This is a genomic window from Algoriphagus faecimaris, assembly GCF_900101705.1.
Lineage (GTDB): Bacteria > Bacteroidota > Bacteroidia > Cytophagales > Cyclobacteriaceae > Algoriphagus > Algoriphagus faecimaris.
Genome location: NZ_FNAC01000021.1, coordinates 1 through 19,100 on the forward strand (window position 1 = coordinate 1; position 19,100 = coordinate 19,100).

Annotated in this window: 20 protein-coding genes; 15 read left to right on the forward strand and 5 right to left on the reverse strand. The window is 41.9% G+C overall.

All coding sequences use genetic code 11. The annotated features are described in order from the left end of the window. Window positions 1-325, forward strand: a 325-nt coding sequence (locus tag BLQ57_RS11880; RefSeq protein WP_139162721.1) for a transposase, incomplete at its 5' end; no start/stop codon positions are given. Window positions 326-648: 323 nt separating this feature from the next. Here the strand turns inward: BLQ57_RS11880 and BLQ57_RS11885 are convergent. Continuing rightward, window positions 649-1,881 (reverse strand): metallophosphoesterase, encoded by a 1,233-nt coding sequence (locus tag BLQ57_RS11885; protein ID WP_087939700.1) that lies wholly within the window; start codon window positions 1,879-1,881, stop codon window positions 649-651. A gap of 240 nt (window positions 1,882-2,121) precedes the next feature. Here BLQ57_RS11885 and BLQ57_RS11890 point away from each other — a divergent pair, with 240 nt between their 5' ends. Continuing rightward, on the forward strand, window positions 2,122-3,432 hold the full coding sequence (locus BLQ57_RS11890; protein ID WP_087939699.1) for a pyridoxal phosphate-dependent aminotransferase: 1,311 nt from the start codon (window positions 2,122-2,124) through the stop codon (window positions 3,430-3,432). Window positions 3,433-3,493: 61 nt separating this feature from the next. Here the strand turns inward: BLQ57_RS11890 and BLQ57_RS11895 are convergent, their stop codons facing one another. Together BLQ57_RS11895 and BLQ57_RS11900 are read right to left on the reverse strand one after the other, a co-directional pair. Continuing rightward, complete coding sequence (locus tag BLQ57_RS11895) at window positions 3,494-3,907, reverse strand: four helix bundle protein (protein ID WP_317042228.1); 414 nt, start codon at window positions 3,905-3,907, stop codon at window positions 3,494-3,496. Next, window positions 3,903-4,838 (reverse strand): zinc dependent phospholipase C family protein, encoded by a 936-nt coding sequence (locus BLQ57_RS11900; RefSeq protein ID WP_087939697.1) that lies wholly within the window; start codon window positions 4,836-4,838, stop codon window positions 3,903-3,905. The genes BLQ57_RS11895 and BLQ57_RS11900 overlap by 5 nt, the downstream gene beginning before the upstream one ends. 211 nt (window positions 4,839-5,049) lie before the next feature. Here BLQ57_RS11900 and rpsT point away from each other — a divergent pair, with 211 nt between their 5' ends. From rpsT to BLQ57_RS11950, 10 genes are all read left to right on the forward strand, one after another. Beyond that, window positions 5,050-5,304: a 30S ribosomal protein S20 gene (rpsT, locus tag BLQ57_RS11905; RefSeq protein WP_087939707.1), complete on the forward strand. Its 255-nt coding sequence runs from the start codon at window positions 5,050-5,052 to the stop codon at window positions 5,302-5,304. Window positions 5,305-5,401: 97 nt separating this feature from the next. Continuing rightward, on the forward strand, window positions 5,402-6,097 hold the full coding sequence (gene radC, locus BLQ57_RS11910) for a RadC family protein (protein ID WP_087939696.1): 696 nt from the start codon (window positions 5,402-5,404) through the stop codon (window positions 6,095-6,097). Window positions 6,098-6,205: 108 nt separating this feature from the next. Next, window positions 6,206-6,823: a DUF1684 domain-containing protein gene (locus tag BLQ57_RS11915; RefSeq protein ID WP_087939695.1), complete on the forward strand. Its 618-nt coding sequence runs from the start codon at window positions 6,206-6,208 to the stop codon at window positions 6,821-6,823. A gap of 111 nt (window positions 6,824-6,934) precedes the next feature. Continuing rightward, window positions 6,935-9,349, forward strand: a complete 2,415-nt coding sequence (pheT, locus tag BLQ57_RS11920; RefSeq protein ID WP_087939694.1) for a phenylalanine--tRNA ligase subunit beta — start codon at window positions 6,935-6,937, stop codon at window positions 9,347-9,349. Window positions 9,350-9,352: 3 nt separating this feature from the next. Further along, entirely contained in the window at window positions 9,353-9,637 is a 285-nt protein-coding gene (locus BLQ57_RS11925) for a hypothetical protein (protein ID WP_087939693.1), read from the forward strand. 1 nt (window position 9,638) lies between these two features. After that, the gene (locus BLQ57_RS11930) at window positions 9,639-9,923 is read left to right on the forward strand and encodes a cell division protein ZapA (RefSeq protein ID WP_087939692.1); all 285 of its coding nucleotides are present in this window, start codon (window positions 9,639-9,641) and stop codon (window positions 9,921-9,923) included. Window positions 9,924-9,992: 69 nt separating this feature from the next. Further along, window positions 9,993-11,558, forward strand: a complete 1,566-nt coding sequence (rny, locus tag BLQ57_RS11935) for a ribonuclease Y (protein ID WP_087939691.1) — start codon at window positions 9,993-9,995, stop codon at window positions 11,556-11,558. Between the two features lie 42 nt (window positions 11,559-11,600). Then, window positions 11,601-12,368, forward strand: a complete 768-nt coding sequence (locus tag BLQ57_RS11940) for a zinc-dependent peptidase (RefSeq protein ID WP_087939690.1) — start codon at window positions 11,601-11,603, stop codon at window positions 12,366-12,368. Between the two features lie 106 nt (window positions 12,369-12,474). After that, window positions 12,475-12,675, forward strand: coding sequence for a hypothetical protein (locus BLQ57_RS11945; protein ID WP_087939706.1), 201 nt, complete (start codon window positions 12,475-12,477; stop codon window positions 12,673-12,675). 10 nt (window positions 12,676-12,685) lie between these two features. Beyond that, window positions 12,686-12,985 carry a hypothetical protein gene (locus BLQ57_RS11950; protein WP_087939689.1) on the forward strand — a complete coding sequence of 100 codons (300 nt, stop codon included), beginning with the start codon at window positions 12,686-12,688 and terminating at the stop codon, window positions 12,983-12,985. Window positions 12,986-13,029: 44 nt separating this feature from the next. Here the strand turns inward: BLQ57_RS11950 and BLQ57_RS11955 are convergent, their stop codons facing one another. Together BLQ57_RS11955 and BLQ57_RS11960 are read right to left on the reverse strand one after the other, a co-directional pair. After that, window positions 13,030-14,406 (reverse strand): tagaturonate reductase, encoded by a 1,377-nt coding sequence (locus tag BLQ57_RS11955; RefSeq protein WP_087939688.1) that lies wholly within the window; start codon window positions 14,404-14,406, stop codon window positions 13,030-13,032. Between the two features lie 9 nt (window positions 14,407-14,415). After that, the gene (locus BLQ57_RS11960; RefSeq protein WP_087939687.1) at window positions 14,416-16,056 is read right to left on the reverse strand and encodes a UxaA family hydrolase; all 1,641 of its coding nucleotides are present in this window, start codon (window positions 16,054-16,056) and stop codon (window positions 14,416-14,418) included. A 198-nt stretch (window positions 16,057-16,254) separates the two neighbouring features. Here BLQ57_RS11960 and BLQ57_RS11965 point away from each other — a divergent pair, with 198 nt between their 5' ends. Genes BLQ57_RS11965 through BLQ57_RS11975 form a run of 3 tightly spaced genes read left to right on the forward strand, consistent with a single transcriptional unit; the run spans window position 16,255 to window position 19,041 of the window. Then, a complete protein-coding gene (locus BLQ57_RS11965; protein WP_087939686.1) occupies window positions 16,255-17,244 on the forward strand; it encodes a TRAP transporter substrate-binding protein in 990 nt (329 codons plus the stop codon). 11 nt (window positions 17,245-17,255) lie between these two features. After that, window positions 17,256-17,744, forward strand: a complete 489-nt coding sequence (locus tag BLQ57_RS11970) for a TRAP transporter small permease (protein ID WP_087939685.1) — start codon at window positions 17,256-17,258, stop codon at window positions 17,742-17,744. 1 nt (window position 17,745) lies between these two features. Continuing rightward, the gene (locus BLQ57_RS11975) at window positions 17,746-19,041 is read left to right on the forward strand and encodes a TRAP transporter large permease (protein ID WP_087939684.1); all 1,296 of its coding nucleotides are present in this window, start codon (window positions 17,746-17,748) and stop codon (window positions 19,039-19,041) included. Window positions 19,042-19,100: the final 59 nt, after the last annotated feature.

The window sequence follows — 19,100 nt, forward strand, 5'->3', positions numbered from 1 at the left end:
TAGGCTCAAAGAACTGTTCAACGAGTTTTGGGACTTTAAGGACAAAGAAGAGGCTGCTGCATACCTTTCCTATTGGTGTGACCTTGTAAAAGAATCCAAGATATTCCCGTTCATGGAGGCGGCCAAAACCATACAGGCACATTGGTTCGGAATTGTAAGCTATACAGAAACCAATTTAAACAACGGAGTCCTCGAAGGCATTAATTCCAAAATACAGTTAGCCAAAAAAAGAGCCAGAGGGTACAGGAACATTGACAACTACATTAACATGATTTATTTCATTGCTGGGAAACTCAAATTCGACTACCCACTATATTCCACATAGAGCCAAGAAAAGTAATAACTTAAGCTTTATGAAAATGAGATATTTTTTGATAATCCTATCGATCGACTTTACGGGATACCTTTCGGATTGATCCTGTTGATCTTCTTGGTAAAATACTTGGACCTTTTTCCGATGCTAAATTGGGTTTTGAGAGTAATTATAGCATGAGCAGCAATCGCTTTTTTTGTGGAGGGGATGAGGAATAGAAAGAAAAGCGACCAAGCAAACTACTGATTTTCAATTATTTTCAAAATTTTGTATTCACATTACAAGATATCGTGTATCATAAATACAAGCTTTTAAAGCAATTATTGAAATTAAGATTAGGACTTTTTCCTTCTTAACTCCAGCACCGTAATCTCCGGCCAAATCCCTACTCGGCCCGGAAATGCAAGAAATCCAAAGCCCCGATTTACATGGAGGTAGCGGCCTAATTCTTTGTATAGTCCTGCCCACTTGGGATAGCGGAGGGAAGCGGGACTCCATTTGATCCATCCTGGGATTTCTATTCCAAACTGCATCCCATGCGTATGCCCACTCAGGGTCAAATGGATAAACTGCGAGAATTTTTTCACCTGCTCGTCAAAATGGGAGGGGTCATGACTCATCAGGATTTTGAAACTTTCAGAAGTAAGATTGGCTGTTGCTTTTTCCAAGTCCCCATGCTGGGCAAAACCTTTGCCCCAATTCTCTACACCGATCAAGTCGATCTTGGCCTCTCCTTTTTGGATGGGAAGGCTTTCATTTCGTAACAACTTAAAACCCAATTCCTCATGGACTTGAAAAAGTCGCTGCATATTCTGCAACTTGGCTTCACGGCTCGGCCAGGACATGTAATCTCCATAGTCATGATTGCCGAGAATAGAATATTTACCCATTGAAGCCTTCAGTTTCTTAAAAGTCTCGATCCAAGGCTCCATTTCTGCTGCTTGATTGTTGACCAGATCCCCGGTAAAGAGAATGACATCCGAATTTTGCTGATTGATCAGGTCCACGCCGTATTCCAGCCTCTTTTTGTTATCAAAACTTCCTGAGTGAATGTCTGAAATCTGTGTGATAGTAAATCCGTCAAACTCCTCCGGGAGTTCATCAAATTCCAAGCTATGTTTGACCACTCGGTAGCGGTATTTGCCGATGAGCACTCCATGTAAGATCCCCAAAAAAGGAACGGCTGCTAGAATCAAGGCAGTTTGGCTGATAATTTTTCTACGTTCGGGTAAAAAATCACCTTCCCTGCCTCCCGCTAAGGACTGAAAAGCTCCCGATAACAACCGCAGAATATCTTCCCCAAAAAGAAAAGCGAGAATGATCAGCTTTGGGATGAGGGAGAGAATCAATAAAGAAACCATTCGGCCAAAGCTAAGATTGATCGCTCCTCTCTCGAAGGTCAGGAACACATAGCCAACAAAAAGATAAACGAGAATCGAAAAAGCCCAAAAGGAATATTTGATCCAGTTTTGAGAAGAAAAGCCGGTTTTAAAGGCTTGATACGAATACCAATCAATCAAACCTAAAAAAAGGAGGAAGAGTATTAATCTGATCAAAATGCTTATCACTGGAAAGGGTTTTAGGAGGGAGTTGACCGTTTAGTAAGTTTAAATAAGCAGAACGAGAAGAAGAAAAGCAAGTTGGAAATATTCAGGTGATATTTGGGATTTTAAGATTTCGAGGGTAAAAAATTCTTGATTTTAGGATGGGTTGCCTATAAATGATCGCTTTTTTGACTCTTTATGAATTTTGGCCGCTCTTTTCCTTTTATTTGTATCGAAAATTTTTCCAAACCAGCCTATTGACCTATGAGACAGTTACTCCTCAGACCTGGAGCAGAGGAACTTTCCTATGAAATCCGGGGAATCGTAAAAAAAGCCCGCCAAATCGAGGCCCTTGGTTATCCCATCACCTGGGAAAATATCGGCGATCCTATCCAAAAGAGCAATCAAGTGCCCGATTGGATGAAAGAAATTATTGCCGATTTGCTCAAAAAAGACAAAACCTATGGCTATGCAGATTCTAAAGGTGTATTGGAAACCCGACAGTTTTTAGCAGAATTAAATAATGAAAAAGGAGGAAGTCAGATTACTGCTGAAGACATTCTTTTTTTCAATGGGTTGGGGGATGCGATCGCCAAATTGTATCAGTTTCTGATTCCTACAGCACGAATTATAGGTCCATCGCCCGCTTATTCTACGCACAGTTCTGCAGAGGCCGCTCATGCCAATGCTGCGCCTATCACATACAAACTCGATCCGGACAATCAGTGGCTACCTGATATGGAGGATCTCTATCTGAAGGTAAAGTACAATCCTTCCATCGTTGGTATTCTGATCATCAACCCAGATAACCCTACCGGCATGGTTTACCCCAAGGAAGTTTTGGAGGGATTCGTCAAAATAGCTGAGGAGTTCAATTTGTTATTGATCGCGGATGAAATCTACCAGAATATCACCTACAACGGTATCGAGGCAATTGCTTTGTCAGAGGTGATTGGTGATCGTCCCGCAATTTCCCTGAAAGGAATTTCCAAAGAATTCCCATGGCCGGGTGCACGCTGTGGCTGGATGGAGTTTTACAATCGGGAAGCTTCCCGAGAGTTTTCCAAGCTTTGCCAAACTCTCGAAAATGCCAAAATGATCGAGGTGTGTTCGACGATTTTGCCCCAGTTGGCCATACCTAAAATCATGAATCATCCCGCTTATCAAAGCTATCGTGCAGAGGCTAATGCCCATATTGGAAAACGAAGTGACTGGATGCGAGAGATTTTGGGGGATATCGAAGGGATCAAATTCAATCCTACTCAAGGTGCATTTTATAATACCATTGTTTTTGACGAAAAATTATTGACCCCTGATCAGAGTTTGCCAATTAAAGATGAAAAGTTGAAAGGCTTGTTGGATACTTGGCTGAATGATCCGGAGATGCCTTTAGATAAGCGTTTTGTTTATTATTTATTGGCTGCAGAGCGAATCTGCGTGGTGCCCATCTCTTCTTTTTGCTCGGATTTAAGAGGCTTTCGAGTGACACTTTTGGAAGAAAATGAGGAAGTGTTTAAGGATACGTTTTTGAGGCTTGGGAAGACAATCAGGCAATATTTGAAATCAGAAATCTGAAAAGTTGCCAGTTGGCAATGGCAGTAGGCAGGTCCTAAAACACATTCGGTTTTGCTTATGCCTATTTGGAACCAAACTTTTCAGGGTTAGCCATCATATAGTTGAGAAGTTTTCCTATTTCAATCACTTCTTGGCCAAGTTCTGAAAAGATATTTTCATCTATATAATTGCAAGCAAATGCGAAATTAAGCCAGATTTGGGTTTCCGTATTTTCCATATCAGAGTCACTTAATTTGGATATAAAATGTGCTGGGTAGCGTCGTTTTCGGTAACTTTCTCCGATACAAGAACATACAGATCTGCTCGATCTTCGGATTTGGTCTGTTAACGAATAAATTTCTTCCTTTGGAAAAGTTTTGCTGATTTCAAAAATCCGCATAGCCAGTTTGAATGCTTTTTGAAATGCTATTAAATCTCGATAATCTATTTTAATTTTTATTTGTCGAATTTCGTAATCTCTGCCTACTGAATTAATGCTCTCTTACCTTCAAGTCCGGATCGGCATCCCAGTCTTCCTCAACCAAAATTGCTCCTTCAAGTTTGCTTAAATCGGGTTGTCCGGCATTGATCCAGGCAGTGTACCAAAAGTCGGCGATCATCTTGATGGACTTTCGCATTTGTCGCTCCACCATGCCATCTAGGGCCTTGGCATAGGCTTCTGTAAATTCTCTAGAGTAGACACGTACTGTCAGTCGATTACGCTCCTCGAAGCTGAATTTTCGATCTTCAGGGAATTGTGCAGTTAGCTCTTTTTCAAAAAACAAAACAGAATCTACCTGAGCGTGTGCCTCTGCCACTGCCAGCCAGATAGCCTGCTGAGGCTGACTGATGTATTCGGCTTTTCCGGTCCAGAGTGAAAAATTTTGTGCAAGAAGTTCGGGAATACGACTCTCCCAAAAACCATGAATGCCTTCCTGACCGGTCAGCTGTCCATTGTAGTTTTTAGTCGTGTGAAGAGGGACATTCAGATCTCCCAAATAATGTCCCAAATCCGCAGAAAGCCGGAGGATGGCCTCGCCGTTCTTTTCTTCCATAGCTTTGGTCAGGCTGATTAGATTAAGGTAGGCCGCCCAAGGGCCTATACCATGGGCACGCAGACTGTCTTCTCCAAACTTTTCTACGGCATCAAACCAAAAAACAGGCAGTATTTGTAAGGCTGAATCCCCATAAGTGTCAAGGTCGATGTAGTGCTTTTCGGCTTCGCCCTTTACCGCATACCTACGTCGGTCGGGATTGACTGCTTTCTCGGTAAGGTATTGAATATGTGGCTTATAAAATGAAATCATATCGGGTGGCAAAGAATAGACTGCCATCCGGTTGATCAGGCTGTGCGCATAAAATCCCCAAGTCATGGGGAGTAATAGTGGAAAAGCCCAAGAAAAAAATAACAGGTTCAAAAATCTCATTCCTCAATTTATTCAGAATTTTCAACTATAAAAAGTCAAATTTACCGCTATATTTGTGCCTGATTAGGGGTTTGATAAAAATTCTTACTGATCAAAAATACCTCAGCCGAAAGGAATGTTGTTAAATCCTTTGGCAGAATTAATTATTTACAATAACTTTGCACTCCGATTCGGTATAGGGGAACAAAAAGAACTTTATTTAAATCAAGATATGGCAAATCACAAATCAGCTCTGAAAAGAATTCGTGCCAACGAAGCGAAGCGTTTGAGAAACAGATATCAGGCTAAGACGACCAGAACATTTATCAAAAGATTGAAGGCGACTACTGATAAGGTAGAAGCTCAAGAGCTTTATGTGAAAGTATCTTCTTTGCTAGATAAACTTGCTAAGAAAAACGTCATTCACAAAAATAACGCTAGCAACAAGAAATCTAGATTGGCCAAATTCGTTAACGCTTTAGCGTAATCTATTTTCTTACATAGAATTATTGGAAACCCTGCTTGTCGGGGTTTTTTTTATGCTTGATTTTTAGTAGATTTAGTTTGACTTTTTGCTTTTAGGTATGGAACAAACTACTTCGATCAAGATTTCTCAACTTGCTGAGGAAGACCGTCCTCGGGAGAAACTTCTGCTTCGCGGGAAAAGCTCACTCACCGATGCAGAATTGATTGCGATTTTGATTGGGTCGGGTACGCCCAGCATCAGTGCAGTCGATCTATCTAGGCATATTTTAGCCTCGGTTAATCATGATTTGGCAGCCTTGGCTCGCATGAGTATTCAGGATCTCAAAAAATTCAAAGGAATCGGAGAGGCTAAGGCCATCAGTATTGTCAGTGCCTTGGAGTTGGGGCGCAGAAGAAAGGAACTTGAGCCGAGGAAGCGTTTTAAAATCTCTAGTTCCAAAGACGTCTATGAACTGATGAAGCCTGAGCTTTACGATGAATTGGTGGAGCATTTTTACCTGCTTTTGCTTACGCGCAGAAATGAAGTAATCAAAAAAGAGCGGATATCTCAGGGAGGGACATCGGGGACGGTGGTGGATGCTAAGGTTGTATTCAAATCTGCCTTAGACCATCATGCTCAGTCGATTATCCTAGTGCACAATCATCCCAGTGGTAGCCTCAGTCCCTCTGAGCAAGACCGCAGACTGACCAAAAGACTCTCAGAGATAGGTAAAGCGATGGACTTGCCAGTGCTTGATCATGTGATTTTTACAGATACGGGTTATTTTAGCTTCGCCGATGAAGGCATTTTATAGATAAAAGAGGATTAGAAATAGTGCCGATCGGGGATAGGTTGTATTTTTGAACAATAGTTGAACTATCCTGCTGTTGAAAACAGAAGTAGAGGAAATCCATCTTGACCCATGAAAACCAACCAAATCATATTAATCTTTGTCTCTGTGGTTATTTTAGCTGCAGTGGTGTATACTTTGACGAGTGCAGAAGATCCGGAGACCTATATTGAGAAAATCGAGGCCGAGCGAGACCGTCAGTTTAAATTTGTCCGATATAATATAGATTCGCCCCTGACGGATGAGCAAAAGCGGGATTTTAAGGAGTTGAATTTTTACCCCATCAATCCTGAATATAAAGTGAGGGCGAGACTGCTTCCCATTGAAGAAAAAAAAGTCCGGGAGCTCCCCATGACTGACGGAACCAAGGAGCGATATATTGAGTATGCTTTTGCGGAGTTTGAACTCGGAGGAAAGACCAACCGGCTCCTACTTCTCCAAGCAATGAATGAGGCAGACAAGCGTAATTTCTTTTTGGCCTTTGCGGATGATACCAGTGGGGGAGAAACCTATGGTGGAGGTCGCTACATCAATGCAAGACAAGATGGCAAAAATAGTATAAGTATTGATTTCAATCTTGCCTATAATCCCTATTGCGCTTATAATCCTGATTACGCGTGCCCTTTGCCTCCTAAAGAAAACCTGCTCGAGATTCCAGTTGAAGCAGGGGAGAAAAATTATAAAGAATAGGCTTTAGCCTCGTCTAAAAGCATTAAATTTGTGATCATTTATGTATAAAAAAGGGTTTTCGAACCCTTTTTCTTTAGATAAGGTGCCGAGCGCGCCGAATTGCTATTTACTATGAAAATTTCAATCAACCGATTAAAAAAATACATTGCACTTACAGAAACTCCTGATGAGATAGCTGCTCTACTTACCCAGTCAGGTCTGGAAGTGGAAGGAATCGAAGAGTTTGTTTCGATTCCCGGGGCCTTGGAAGGAATCGTTATCGGAGAAGTGCTGACTTGCGAAAAGCACCCTGACGCGGATAAATTGAGCTTGACTACGGTAGATATTGGTGCCGATGAACCTTCTCAGATTGTCTGTGGCGCGCCAAATGTAGCCGCAGGTCAAAAGGTACTGGTTGCTACAGTTGGCGCCACCCTTTACCCCATGGAGGGAGATTCCTTTTCGATCAAAAAGGCCAAAATACGAGGGAAAGTTTCCGAAGGAATGATCTGTGCCGAGGATGAGCTGGGTCTAGGTACTAGTCATGATGGCATTATGGTATTGGATACGGATTTGCCCAATGGGACTCCTGCTTCTGAACTTATCCCAGTTACCAGAGACTATGTTTTGGAGATCGGATTGACTCCAAATAGAGCCGATGCTGCCTCTCATTTAGGCGTAGCTCGGGATTTAAAAGCGCTACTAGGTAGACCTTTATGCATTGATCAGACTCCTGAATTAGAGATAGAGGGGGGGAGAAAAAAAATTGAGGTGTCTGTAGAAAATGCTGCTGATTGTCCCCGATATGCAGGGATTGTTATTTCTGATTTAAAAATAGCTCCTTCCCCTCAGTGGCTTCAGGATTTTCTACGCGCACTTGACCTAGAGCCGATCAATAATGTGGTCGATATTACCAATTTCATTTTGCATGACTTGGGTCAGCCGCTTCACGCCTTTGATGCCGACAAGATTTCAGGTGACAAAATCATCGTTAAGAAGCTCTCTAAAGATGCTAAGTTTATCACGCTGGACGAAAAAGAAAGAAAACTTTCTGGCGAAGAGTTGATGATTTGTGATGAAGAAGGGGGGATGTGCATCGGAGGGATTTTCGGAGGAAAAGGTTCGGGCGTATCCGATGAGACGACTTCTATTTTCTTGGAATCGGCCTATTTTTCTCCTGATGTCATCAGAAAAGGAGCTCAGTTTCATGGCTTGAAGACGGATGCATCTTTCCGTTTTGAGCGGGGTACAGATCCCAATATGCCTGTTTATGCACTAAAAAAGGCCGTAAAACTACTTCAGGAAATCGCTGGAGGTAAGGTGAGTTCAGAAATCATAGATCTTTATCCTAATCCTGTTGCCGACTTTGAAATCGAGGTAGAGTACGGTCATATCAATCGTTTAATTGGCAAAAAGATCGAGCCTAGCCAGGTCAAATCAATCCTTGAAGGACTTGATATTCGTGTAGAAAATCAGACTGAATTGGGATTCAAAGCTATTGTAAAGCCCTACCGGGTAGATGTGATCCGGGAGGCAGATATTATCGAAGAGGTGCTAAGGATCTATGGTTTTCAGCAAGTAGAACTTTCTGAAAATTTGAAAACAGACTACTTGGCTGAGCATCCCTTGAAAGATTTGAATAAGCTTCAGTACCGGCTTTCAGAACTTCTCGGTGCGCAGGGCTATCAAGAAATGATCACGAATAGTTTGACTAAACCTTCCTACGTAGAGAAATCCGGCTTTTTGGATTCTATGCTAAATGTAGAAATTTATAATAAGCTTAGTGAGGATTTAGGTGTGATGCGGCAAACCTTGCTTTTTAGCGGATTGGAGGTTTTGGCGCATAATATCAATAGACGACAGACTGATTTGAAATTCTTCGAGTTTGGGACAATTTACCAAAAAGGTGAAGAAGGTTATCAAGAGGGACGCCGATTGGCAATTTTTCATTCTGGAAATCGTTCTGCAGAGAGCTGGATCGAGCCTGCCAAGCCCTTTGGATTCGCAGATTTATATGCTACGGTTGAGCAAATTTTAGAAAAACTCAATATTCAGATCGGTGAAGTTGAAATGATGGAGTCAAGTCCTTTCGCATATGGGCTAAGCCTGAAGTTGGGCACGAAACAGCTAGGAGTAATTGGCTTAGTGGATGAGAAGCTATTAAAGTTGGCTGAAGTGCGTCAAGAGGTTTGGTATGCAGATTTGGATTGGGATTTACTTTGCAAAAAAGCTTCCGGACTGAAGCGCTATCAAGAGATATCTAAATTTCCGGAGGTAAGAAGAGACTTGTCATTGGTACTGGACAAGTCGGTTAGCTATGATCAGGTGAAGCAGATCGCCATCAAAGCGGGAGGAAAATTACTTCAGCGTGTCGGAGTCTTTGATGTGTATCAGGGAGATAAAATCGAAGAAGGTAAAAAAGCCTATGCCTTGAGTTTTTACCTACAAGATCAAGAAAATACCTTGACCGATAAGGTAATTGACAAAACAATGAGTAAATTGATTAATGGCTTTCAAAATGAAGTGGGAGCTCTTATCCGAATGTAGTAAATGATTCACGAGGAACTGCAAAAATTAGAAAAACTAGCCCGACAGGCGAGTATGCGATTGCTGGAGCTTCAGGAAGAAAATCGGCAGTTGAAAGAAAATTTGGCAGAAGTCAATGCCATTTTGGAAAAGAAAGCGCAGGAAATCGATCATTTTAAAAATAAAATTAAAATTAGTAACATTGTAGACAACCGACCGGTGAATCCCGAGGATTCGGCCGAAATGAGTGACTTAATCAATAATTATATACAAGAAATCGATCAGTTGATCACCTACTTATCCGAGTGATATGGAGACACTTGCCATTCGAATCAAAATCGGGGACCGAGAGTACCCTATGCGTGTGAAGGTGGAGGATGAATCAAAAATCCGCCACGCAGGCAAGCTGATTAATGAGAAACTGAGAAAGTATAAATCTGAATTTGGACTGGATGATAATCAGGATCTTCTAGCTATGGTGGCATTCGACTGCATGGTCGAGTCCTTGGAGACCAATGAGGTCAATGCCGAGGATAGTGAGCACATCAAAAGTAGTCTTGCACAGATCAATTCCATACTTTCTAAAGCGATATAATTGTTGAGATACCACTGATTTTCCGAATTTTTTTGGATTCCTACAGGTCTTATTTATACCAAAATACCTATGGGAGAAGTGTTATATATTATCCTAGCCGGCCTAGTGGGGCTTGGAGCAGGAGCGGCGCTTGCGGGCGTATTGATCAAAAATAAAAATCAAAAACTCGAGGAAGAAGCCAAAGAAAAGGTCAAATCCATACTCAGAGAAGCTGAAATCTCAGCAGAATCCCTGAAAAAAGATAAAATCCTTGAAGCCAAAGAAAAATACCTGAAAATCAAGGCTGATTTTGATGAGGAGATGTCTCACAAAAAGAACATCATCATCACTAATGAAAATAAAGTCAAGCAGCGAGAGCAGCAAGTATCCAAGGAGCTAGAGCAAGTAAAACGAAAAGAAGCCGAACTGGATAGTAAAAAGGAAAATCTTAATGCTCAGCTCCATTCAGTCCAGGTTAAAAAAGAGGAGCTGGACCGAATCACCAATCAGAGAATAGCAGATCTTGAAAAAATCGCGGCTTTGACCAGAGAGGAAGCGCGTGAGCAATTGATTCAAATGCTCACCGAAGAAGCCAATACTAAGGCATCCTCACAAATCAAGGATATTCTCGATGAGGCCAAACTTACTGCTACCAAGCAGGCTAAAAAGATCGTACTGGACACCATTCAGCGTACGGCTACCGAGCATGCAATTGAAAACTGCGTATCCGTTTTCAATATTGAAAGTGACGATATCAAAGGAAAAATTATCGGTAGAGAAGGTCGAAATATCCGTGCTCTGGAAGCAGCCACTGGTGTAGAAATCGTAGTGGATGATACGCCGGAGGCTATCATTATTTCTGGATTTGATCCGGTAAGACGTGAAATAGCGAAGCTTTCTCTTCACCGTTTAGTACAGGACGGAAGAATTCACCCCGCCCGTATCGAGGAAGTTGTCGCCAAAACGGAGAAAAATATAGAAGAAGAAATCGTCGAAATCGGAGAGCGAACCTGTATTGATTTAGGAGTACATGGATTACATCCTGAATTGATCAGGATGGTCGGTAGGATGAGGTTCCGTTCTTCTTATGGTCAGAATCTCCTGCAGCACTCCAGAGAAGTAGCGAAACTTTCTGCTACTATGGCTGCCGAAATGGGACTAAACGCCAAACTCGCCAAAAGAGCTGGCCTGCTTCATGATATAGGAAAGGTATGGCATGAAGAGCAGGAGCTTCCTCACGCGATTCTAGGTATGGAGCTAGCCAAGAGATACAAGGAGAATCCTGAAGTTTGTAATGCGATCGGAGCGCACCATGATGAGATTGAGATGACTTCAATGATTTCCCCGATTGTGCAGGCCTCTGACGCCATCTCTGGCTCAAGACCAGGTGCTCGTCGAGAAATCATGGACAGCTACATTAAGCGTCTGAAAGAGCTAGAAGAGCTTGCCTTGAGCTTTGATGGGGTGAATAAATGCTTTGCAATGCAAGCAGGGCGCGAACTCCGAGTATTAGTCGATGCTGATAATGTGGATGATCAGACTGCAGGAAAGCTTTCTTTCGATATTTCACAAAAAATCGAAAAAGAAATGCAATATCCCGGACAGATCAAAATTACGGTGATTCGAGAGATGCGAGCTGTCAATTACGCCCGTTAAACTTAGAATTAAGCAGCTCTTCTCAAGGGCTGCTTTTTTTATATGCCTTTTAGCATCCAAATATTAAGTTTTGTTGCCAATTCTATTCATCGTTTTGGACTTTGGATTTTTAGGTACAGATTATCCCAATCCGAAATTTTGATTTTGGAAGATCTTTGTCGCTATTACAGAGCCTTAAAGCCAGAGCATCAGAAGGAGTTTCGCAAAAAGCTTACTTATGTTCTCACCACCAAAAAATTCTTTCCCAGAGGCGGACTAAAGGAAATTTCTCCTGAAATGAAAATCCTTATTGGAGCGACGATTGTGCAGGTAACCTTCGGTCTTCCCAGCGTCACTCTGAGCCATTTTAGCAAAATCCTGCTTTACCCTGATCGTTATATTTCGACCATTTCAAAAACCTATCATCGTGGAGAAGTCAATCCGAGATTAGGTATCATTGTACTTTCTTGGCCTTGTTTCATTGAGGGCTTTCTAGACAAAGAAGATGGGGTGAATCTCGGTATTCATGAGGTTGCCCATGCCTTGAAACTGGAAAACTGGATCCATAGCAATGATGAATTTAACTTCCTAAATCCTCAGATTTGGCAGCAATACGAAGAGATAGCTCATCGGGAAATTAACCGGATCCGAACGGGGGTATCTGATTTTTTTAGAAAAAGAGCTGCGGAGAATGAGCATGAGTTTTTTGCTGTAGCCCTTGAAAACTTCTTTGAAAGACCAAAGCAATTCAAGGGTGAATTTCCCGAATTGTACCGCGCTCTTGTAGGATTACTTAGACAGGATCCATTGGTATTGGCAAGCAAAAAATAAAGGATTCAAAACGTAAGGGTTGATTTTCATAATACTGGGGAATCTAAGTTTTTGTAAACAATGGCTTTTGTGGTGTGTTAGAAAGATGAACTTTAAACTAAAAACCATGAGTAAAGAAACAGAAAACACAGAAAGTTGGCCAGACTTGGCCATTGGGCTTTTTGATAAACTGACTGGAAGAAATGCAGTAATTCACTATGATTTCAAAGGTCTTATTGTAGGAGTACCAAAAAAAGTAGGTTCAGAAGAAAAAGCAGAATGGACAATTAATGGTAAAGTGAGCATCAGTACGTCGGACGGGAAATAGGTTCCAAAGAATGAAAAAATTGAATATATCGGCAGATTTATCTCTGGATTCCAAGGAACATCAAATAGTTATTACTTCTAAAAAACTAGATGTTTTGGAGGTGAAAATTAGGGGTAAGTCTGCCCTTTATATTCCTTTTGCTTACCTCAAGTTACTCTTATCCAATGAAGAGCAAATCAGTAGATTAGAACAGGATATTATTTTTTTTCAAAACGACAATCAATTCCTCAAAATCGAAAATGGAAAATTGATTTTTAAAAATTACCTGACCCTTGCTCGCTACTTTTTTAAGTCTCTTTTTGGGAAGTGAACTAGTTTGTCCAAGTCTAATTTTGATTATTTCAATTGATAAATTCAATTTAGTAGAATTCTATCCATAGCATTGATTATTTCTACTTTAAGCCCCGATAGATGCGTCAGATTTTTTCCCCAGATTTTCTCATTTGCCAATATACTATCTACAGTCAGGTCTAAATCAGGCTTATTCCAGGACTCTTCAAAAAACCGTATTATTTCCTCTTCGTCCTTTATTGGAAGCGTTTCTCCTTTAAAGACTCCTTTGTAGAAAATCAGAAGTGCGGCAAATGAATAAGTAAGTTGCTCGGGAAGCCTTCCGGTTTTGTTGTAATAATCAACCATGGAAGGAAGTATTCTTACCCTAAATTTTGAAATATTATTTAAGGCAATAGCTTGTAGTTTATGATCAATGTGTGGATTTTTAAAGCGCTCCAACACCGAGTCTGCAAACTCTCGAAGTTCTTCTAATGGAAAATCTATCGTAGGAATGATTTCTTCGTAGATGATGCTTCTCAGAAAATGGTGGATCTCGGGATTTTCTACAGCAGTCCGCACATCTCTAAATCCTTTAAGGTATGCATAAGGGACCAAGGCGGTATGTGCCCCATTGAGAATTCTTACTTTACGAGTGCGGTAGGAGGAAAGGTCCTCGACAAATTTGACATTTAAGCCAGCCTTTTTCCAGTTGATTTCGGATTGAAGTTTTTCAGCCCCTTCGATCACCCAAAGATAATAGGGCTCAGCCATTACTAGTAATTGATCCGGCTTTCCGATTTTTTGCTCAACCGCTTTAATCTTTTCTTGAGGGAATCCCGGCACAATTCGATCCACCAGAGTATTGTAAAAGGAGCAAGAGTCTTCTATCCACTGTCCAAAGGCATGGGGCAGCTGCCAGAGTTGGATGTAGGAAAGTACACATTTCTTAAGTTGCGATCCATTTTTATCTATCAACTCACAAGGTAAAATCTGCAAACCCTTTTCTACATTACCATGAAAAAACTCAAATCTGCGGTAAAGCAGTGCTGTCAGTTTGCCGGGGAAGCTTTTTGGAATTTCCAAGCAGGAATCATCCTCGGGGTCAAACACGATCCCCGCTTCGGTGGTATTGCTAATGACATAGTATAGACTCGGATTCTCTCCGATTTTCAAATAGTCTGAATAAGAATCAAAGATGGAGCTGTACTTTTTAATGCAGTTGACTAGATCAATACGGTCTACTTTTTCGCCATTTTCCAGACCCGCAATCCAGACATGATACTGATTTTTTTGCGCGAGCATTCGCTTATCCAGTTTGGGATTGTGAATTTGAACACTGTGAATTCCGCCATCAAAAAGTTGCTGATCAATCAATTGTTGAAAGATCCAATCCGCAAATCCCCGAAGAAAATTTCCATTTCCGAATTGGAGTATTTTTATGTTTTCTTCTGATTCCATTTCAAAAAATTAAAGTGATACTCCTCTTTTCCATGGGATAAAATCGTCTTGTCCGAGATCCATAGCTTTGGTAGATTCGATTCCACTAGCTATTCGGATAATCTTTTTAAAGAGTTCTTCCCCCATTTCTTCGATGGTTTTCTCCCCTGAGATCACAGGGCCAGTATTGAAATCAATGATGTCAGGCATCCGTTCTGCCAACCGGTTATTGGTCGATACTTTCACTACGGGGCTGACAGGGTTTCCGGTAGGAGTACCTAGCCCCGTGGTGAATAGGATAATATTACAACCAGATCCAGCGAGGGCTGTGGTGCTTTCCACATCATTTCCCGGAGTACAGAGTAGGTTTAAGCCAGGATTTTGGATGTATTCTCCATAATCGAGTACATCAGTGACGGGCGAAGTACCTCCTTTTTTTGCAGCTCCGCAGGATTTGATGGCGTCAGTAATTAAACCGTCTCGGATATTTCCTGGAGAGGGATTCATATCAAATCCAGATCCGACTGCTTCTGCAGATGCTGAATACGCCCGCATGAGTTGGGTAAACTTTGCTGCCTTCTGTTCATCGACACAGCGGTTGATTAATTCTTGTTCTACTCCGCAAAGTTCGGGAAACTCAGCAAGCACGGCACTACCTCCCAGAGCAGTAAGAAGGTCTGAGACATGTCCCAAGACAGGATTGGCAGAAATGCCAGAAAAGCCATCCGATCCTCCACATTCCAGACCGATTCGGAGTTTTGAAAGAGAGGCAGGCTTTCGGGAAATGGCATTGGCCTGATTCAGATGTTGAAATGTATCTGTAATGGCCCGGTAGAGTAATTGCTCCTCAGTTCCTGATTGCTGTTGCTCAAATATCAAAAGAGGCTTTTTAAAATCAGGGTTCAGCTCCCTCAGTTTCTCTTGGAGAATATTCGCCTGTGCATGCTGACAACCTAGACTTAAGACTGTCGCTCCAGCTACGTTGGGATGGTGAATGTATCCGGCGAGTAGTTGACAAAGCATCTCGGCGTCCTCCCGGGTACCGCCGCATCCTCCTTGGTGAGTAAGGAACTTGATTCCATCTATGTTTTCAAATACCCGATTTGCTGGGGTGGTTTTAATTCTTTCTAAAACCTGCTCGGCCGCAGCCTCTTTGGTTTGAGTTTGCTGGACGAGTTGACGAACCAAATTTTTGTAAGGATTAGGTTTAGCATAGCCCAATTCCTCCAAGAAGGCCTCTTTGATGGTTTCTACATTTCTATTTTCACAAAATACCAGCGGGATGACCACCCAATAATTTGCAGTTCCTACTTGTCCGTCTTCCCTGTGATAGCCTAAAAAAGTCTTTTCTGCAAAGACTGAAATATCGGGGGGAGTCCATGTATATTTTCCAGGTGTAAGTTCAAAGTCAGCCGAATCATGTTTGATGTTGATGGTATTGAGCAGGGCTCCTTTTGAAATGAAGGATTGGGCTTTTCCGACAGTTACCCCATACATGATGACTAGGTCACCGGGAGCAAGATCCTGTATGCAGAATTTGTGTTTGGCAGGAATGGACTCGAGGAGTTGAATAGTCTTTCCGTTCAACTCAAAAACCTCCTCTTTTTCTAAGTCAGTCAGTGCTACGATGGCATTGTCTAGGGGATGGATCTGAAGAATCTTTCTGCTCATATAGATTTGATTTGCTCAGCTAAGTTAATTTCATTTTTGGGAATGAAGGTACTTACTGATTGCTTGAAGAAAGGGAAAGAGCTGCTAGATATCGAAATGCTGGTATTTTCACCGCCTGATCAAAGAAAATCGATTCCGTAAATAGCTGGGCATTTGTAAAGGGAATATCTTATTATTGTCTAATTGAGTCGATTGACTATGAACCCAAAATCAAATTTCATCCTTTTCTCCTTTTTGTGTCTTGGGCTGTTTTTATCCGGCTGCCAAGAAGTACTGCAAGTCAGAGAAATCAAAATGGGCCATGCTTTGGTGACTTCTCATCCGGTCCATGAGGCTATGGTTTTTTTGGCGAAGCGTGTGGAGGAAAAATCCGACGGAAAACTGCAAATCAAAGTTTACCCCAATCAGCAATTGGGGACGGAGCGCGAACTTTTAGAACTGCTTCAGATTGGTAGTCTGGGGATGACTAAGGTTTCGGCTGCGGCATTGGAAGGTTTTGCGCCTACCATGCAAGTTTTTGGTATGCCTTATCTTTTTCGTGATGATGCTCACCAAAAGCGTGTGCTAGATGGGCCAATAGGTAAACAATTGTTACTAGACCCTGAAAAATACTGGCTGAGAGGACTCTGCTATTACGATGGGGGGAAGCGGAGTTTTTATTCCAAGGAAAAACCCATCGAAAGTCCGGCCGATTTGAAAGGGCTGAAAATCCGTGTTATGGAAAGTAATATGGCTACCAATATGGTGAGAGCCATGGGAGGATCTCCCACTCCTGTAGCCTATGGTGAGCTCTATAGTGCCCTGCAGCAGGGTATCGTCGATGGTGCTGAAAATAATCCGCCTAGCCTCTACACTTCCAAGCATTATGAAATCTGTAAATTCTACAGCATTGATGAGCATACAGTACTTCCTGATGTAGTACTAATCAGTACTAAGGTCTGGGAGTCATTGAGTGATGAAGAACAAAGGTGGGTTCAAGAAGCGGCTGACGAATCCTCAGAGCTTCAATATAAAATTTGGGCAGAATCTACCGAGAATTCACTTAGAGCCTTAGAAAAGGCCGGCGTTCAGATTAGCTATCCAGACAAGTCGAAATTCAGGGAAGGTGTATCATCCATGTATGAACAGATGAAGATCGAGCAACCGGAGATTTATAAAATTATAGAAGCGATTCAGGGAGTTGATTAAGCAATGGAGATATGAGTTTATTTCATTTTCGTCAAAAAATTGATCAGGTTATCTCATGGATGCTCATCGTGTTGATGGGATTGATGGTGGTAAATGTGAGTTGGCAAGTAGCCTCAAGGTACTTACTCAATAATCCGAGCTCCTTCACCGATGAGCTAGCGAGATATATGCTCATTTGGATAGGAATGCTGGGGGCTGCTTATGTCGCTGGCAAAAATGAACATTTGGCGATCGATTATTTTCAGGGAAAGTTGAGTAATGAAAACCGAGTTAGCATTCAAATAGTAATTCGGCTATTGATTTTAGCATTTGCCCTTTTGATCATGGTGATTGGTGGAGCCAATCTGGTGTACATCACGTTTATCTTGGATCAAACCTCAGCAGCTTTGCGGATCCCTTTGGCCTATGTTTATGGAATTATTCCGTTGAGTGGTCTTTTGGTTATTTTTTATCAGATTTTGGATATTCGAAAATTGACTCAAAACACAAATCCCCTATAAAATGGAGACGATTAGCATTTTGGTTTTGGTGTTTTCCTTCATCTTCTTTCTAGGTATAGGAGTGCCTGTAGCTTGGAGTTTGGGTTTGTCCAGTCTATTGACTTTGCTTGTGACCGTGGCTTCACTGCCGGCCATGACTACCATCGCTCAGAGAATGGGGACTGGACTGGATAGTTTTTCACTCTTAGCTATTCCCTTTTTTATTCTGGCTGGAGAGCTGATGAATAGTGGAGGGATTGCGAGGCGTTTGATTGATTTTGCGAAAGCGCTTACAGGAAAATTACCGGGCGGATTACTTCATGTCAATGTAATCGCGGCCATGCTGATGGGGGCAATTGCGGGTTCGGCAGTGGCGGCAGCATCCTCCATGGGAGGGATTCTTGGTAAGCGAATGGAAAAGGAAGGTTATCCCAAAGAATTGGGGGCTGCGGTGAATATCACTTCATCGACTACCGGATTGATTATTCCTCCTTCCAATGTTTTGATTGTGTATTCTTTGGCTTCGGGAGGAGTGTCTGTTGCAGCTTTATTCGTAGCCGGGTATTTACCGGGGTTATTGGTAGGACTGATGTTGATGATCACTGCTGCTATTATGGTGAAAATCAAAAAATTACCAGCAGGTGAAGCATCTTCTTTCAAGCATGTGTTCAGCACTTTTTGGAAAGCCATACCCAGTTTATTTCTCCTGATAGTGGTGATAGGAGGAATCGTAGCGGGAGTATTTACCGCTACAGAGGCTTCGGCTATTGCCGTGTTGTATGCTTTGGGGCTTTCATTAATCTACCAAGAGATGAAAGTAAAGGACTTGCCTGCAGTCCTGCTTAAATCAGCAGAAACCACAGCGGTAGTCATGTTGCTGATTGCCACTTCCATGGCAATGTCCTGGGTGATGTCTGTGGAGGAGATTCCTCAGCAGATTTCTGATTCCTTACTTTCCCTTTCGGACAACATCATCGTGATTTTGATTATGATTAATCTGATTTTATTAGTCGTTGGGATATTCATGGATATGACACCAGCCGTTTTGATTTTTACCCCCATTTTTCTTCCTGTGGTGGTGGAGTTAGGAGTGGACCCGGTACACTTTGGGATTATGATGGTACTGAATCTATGTATCGGACTCTGTACTCCTCCAGTAGGTTCTATTTTATTTATCGGGGTAGGAGTAGCTCAGACGAGTATTCAGAAAGTCATCAAGCCATTATTACCTTTTTTCTTTGCCATGGTTTTGGCACTGATCCTTATCATGCTTTTCCCTCAGATTACGCTTTGGCTTCCTAGTTTATTTGGAGTTTAAAAAAGGAAACTAACTTGTATAGATTATTTAAAAGAACTTGACTTTTGCAAGAGTCCTAT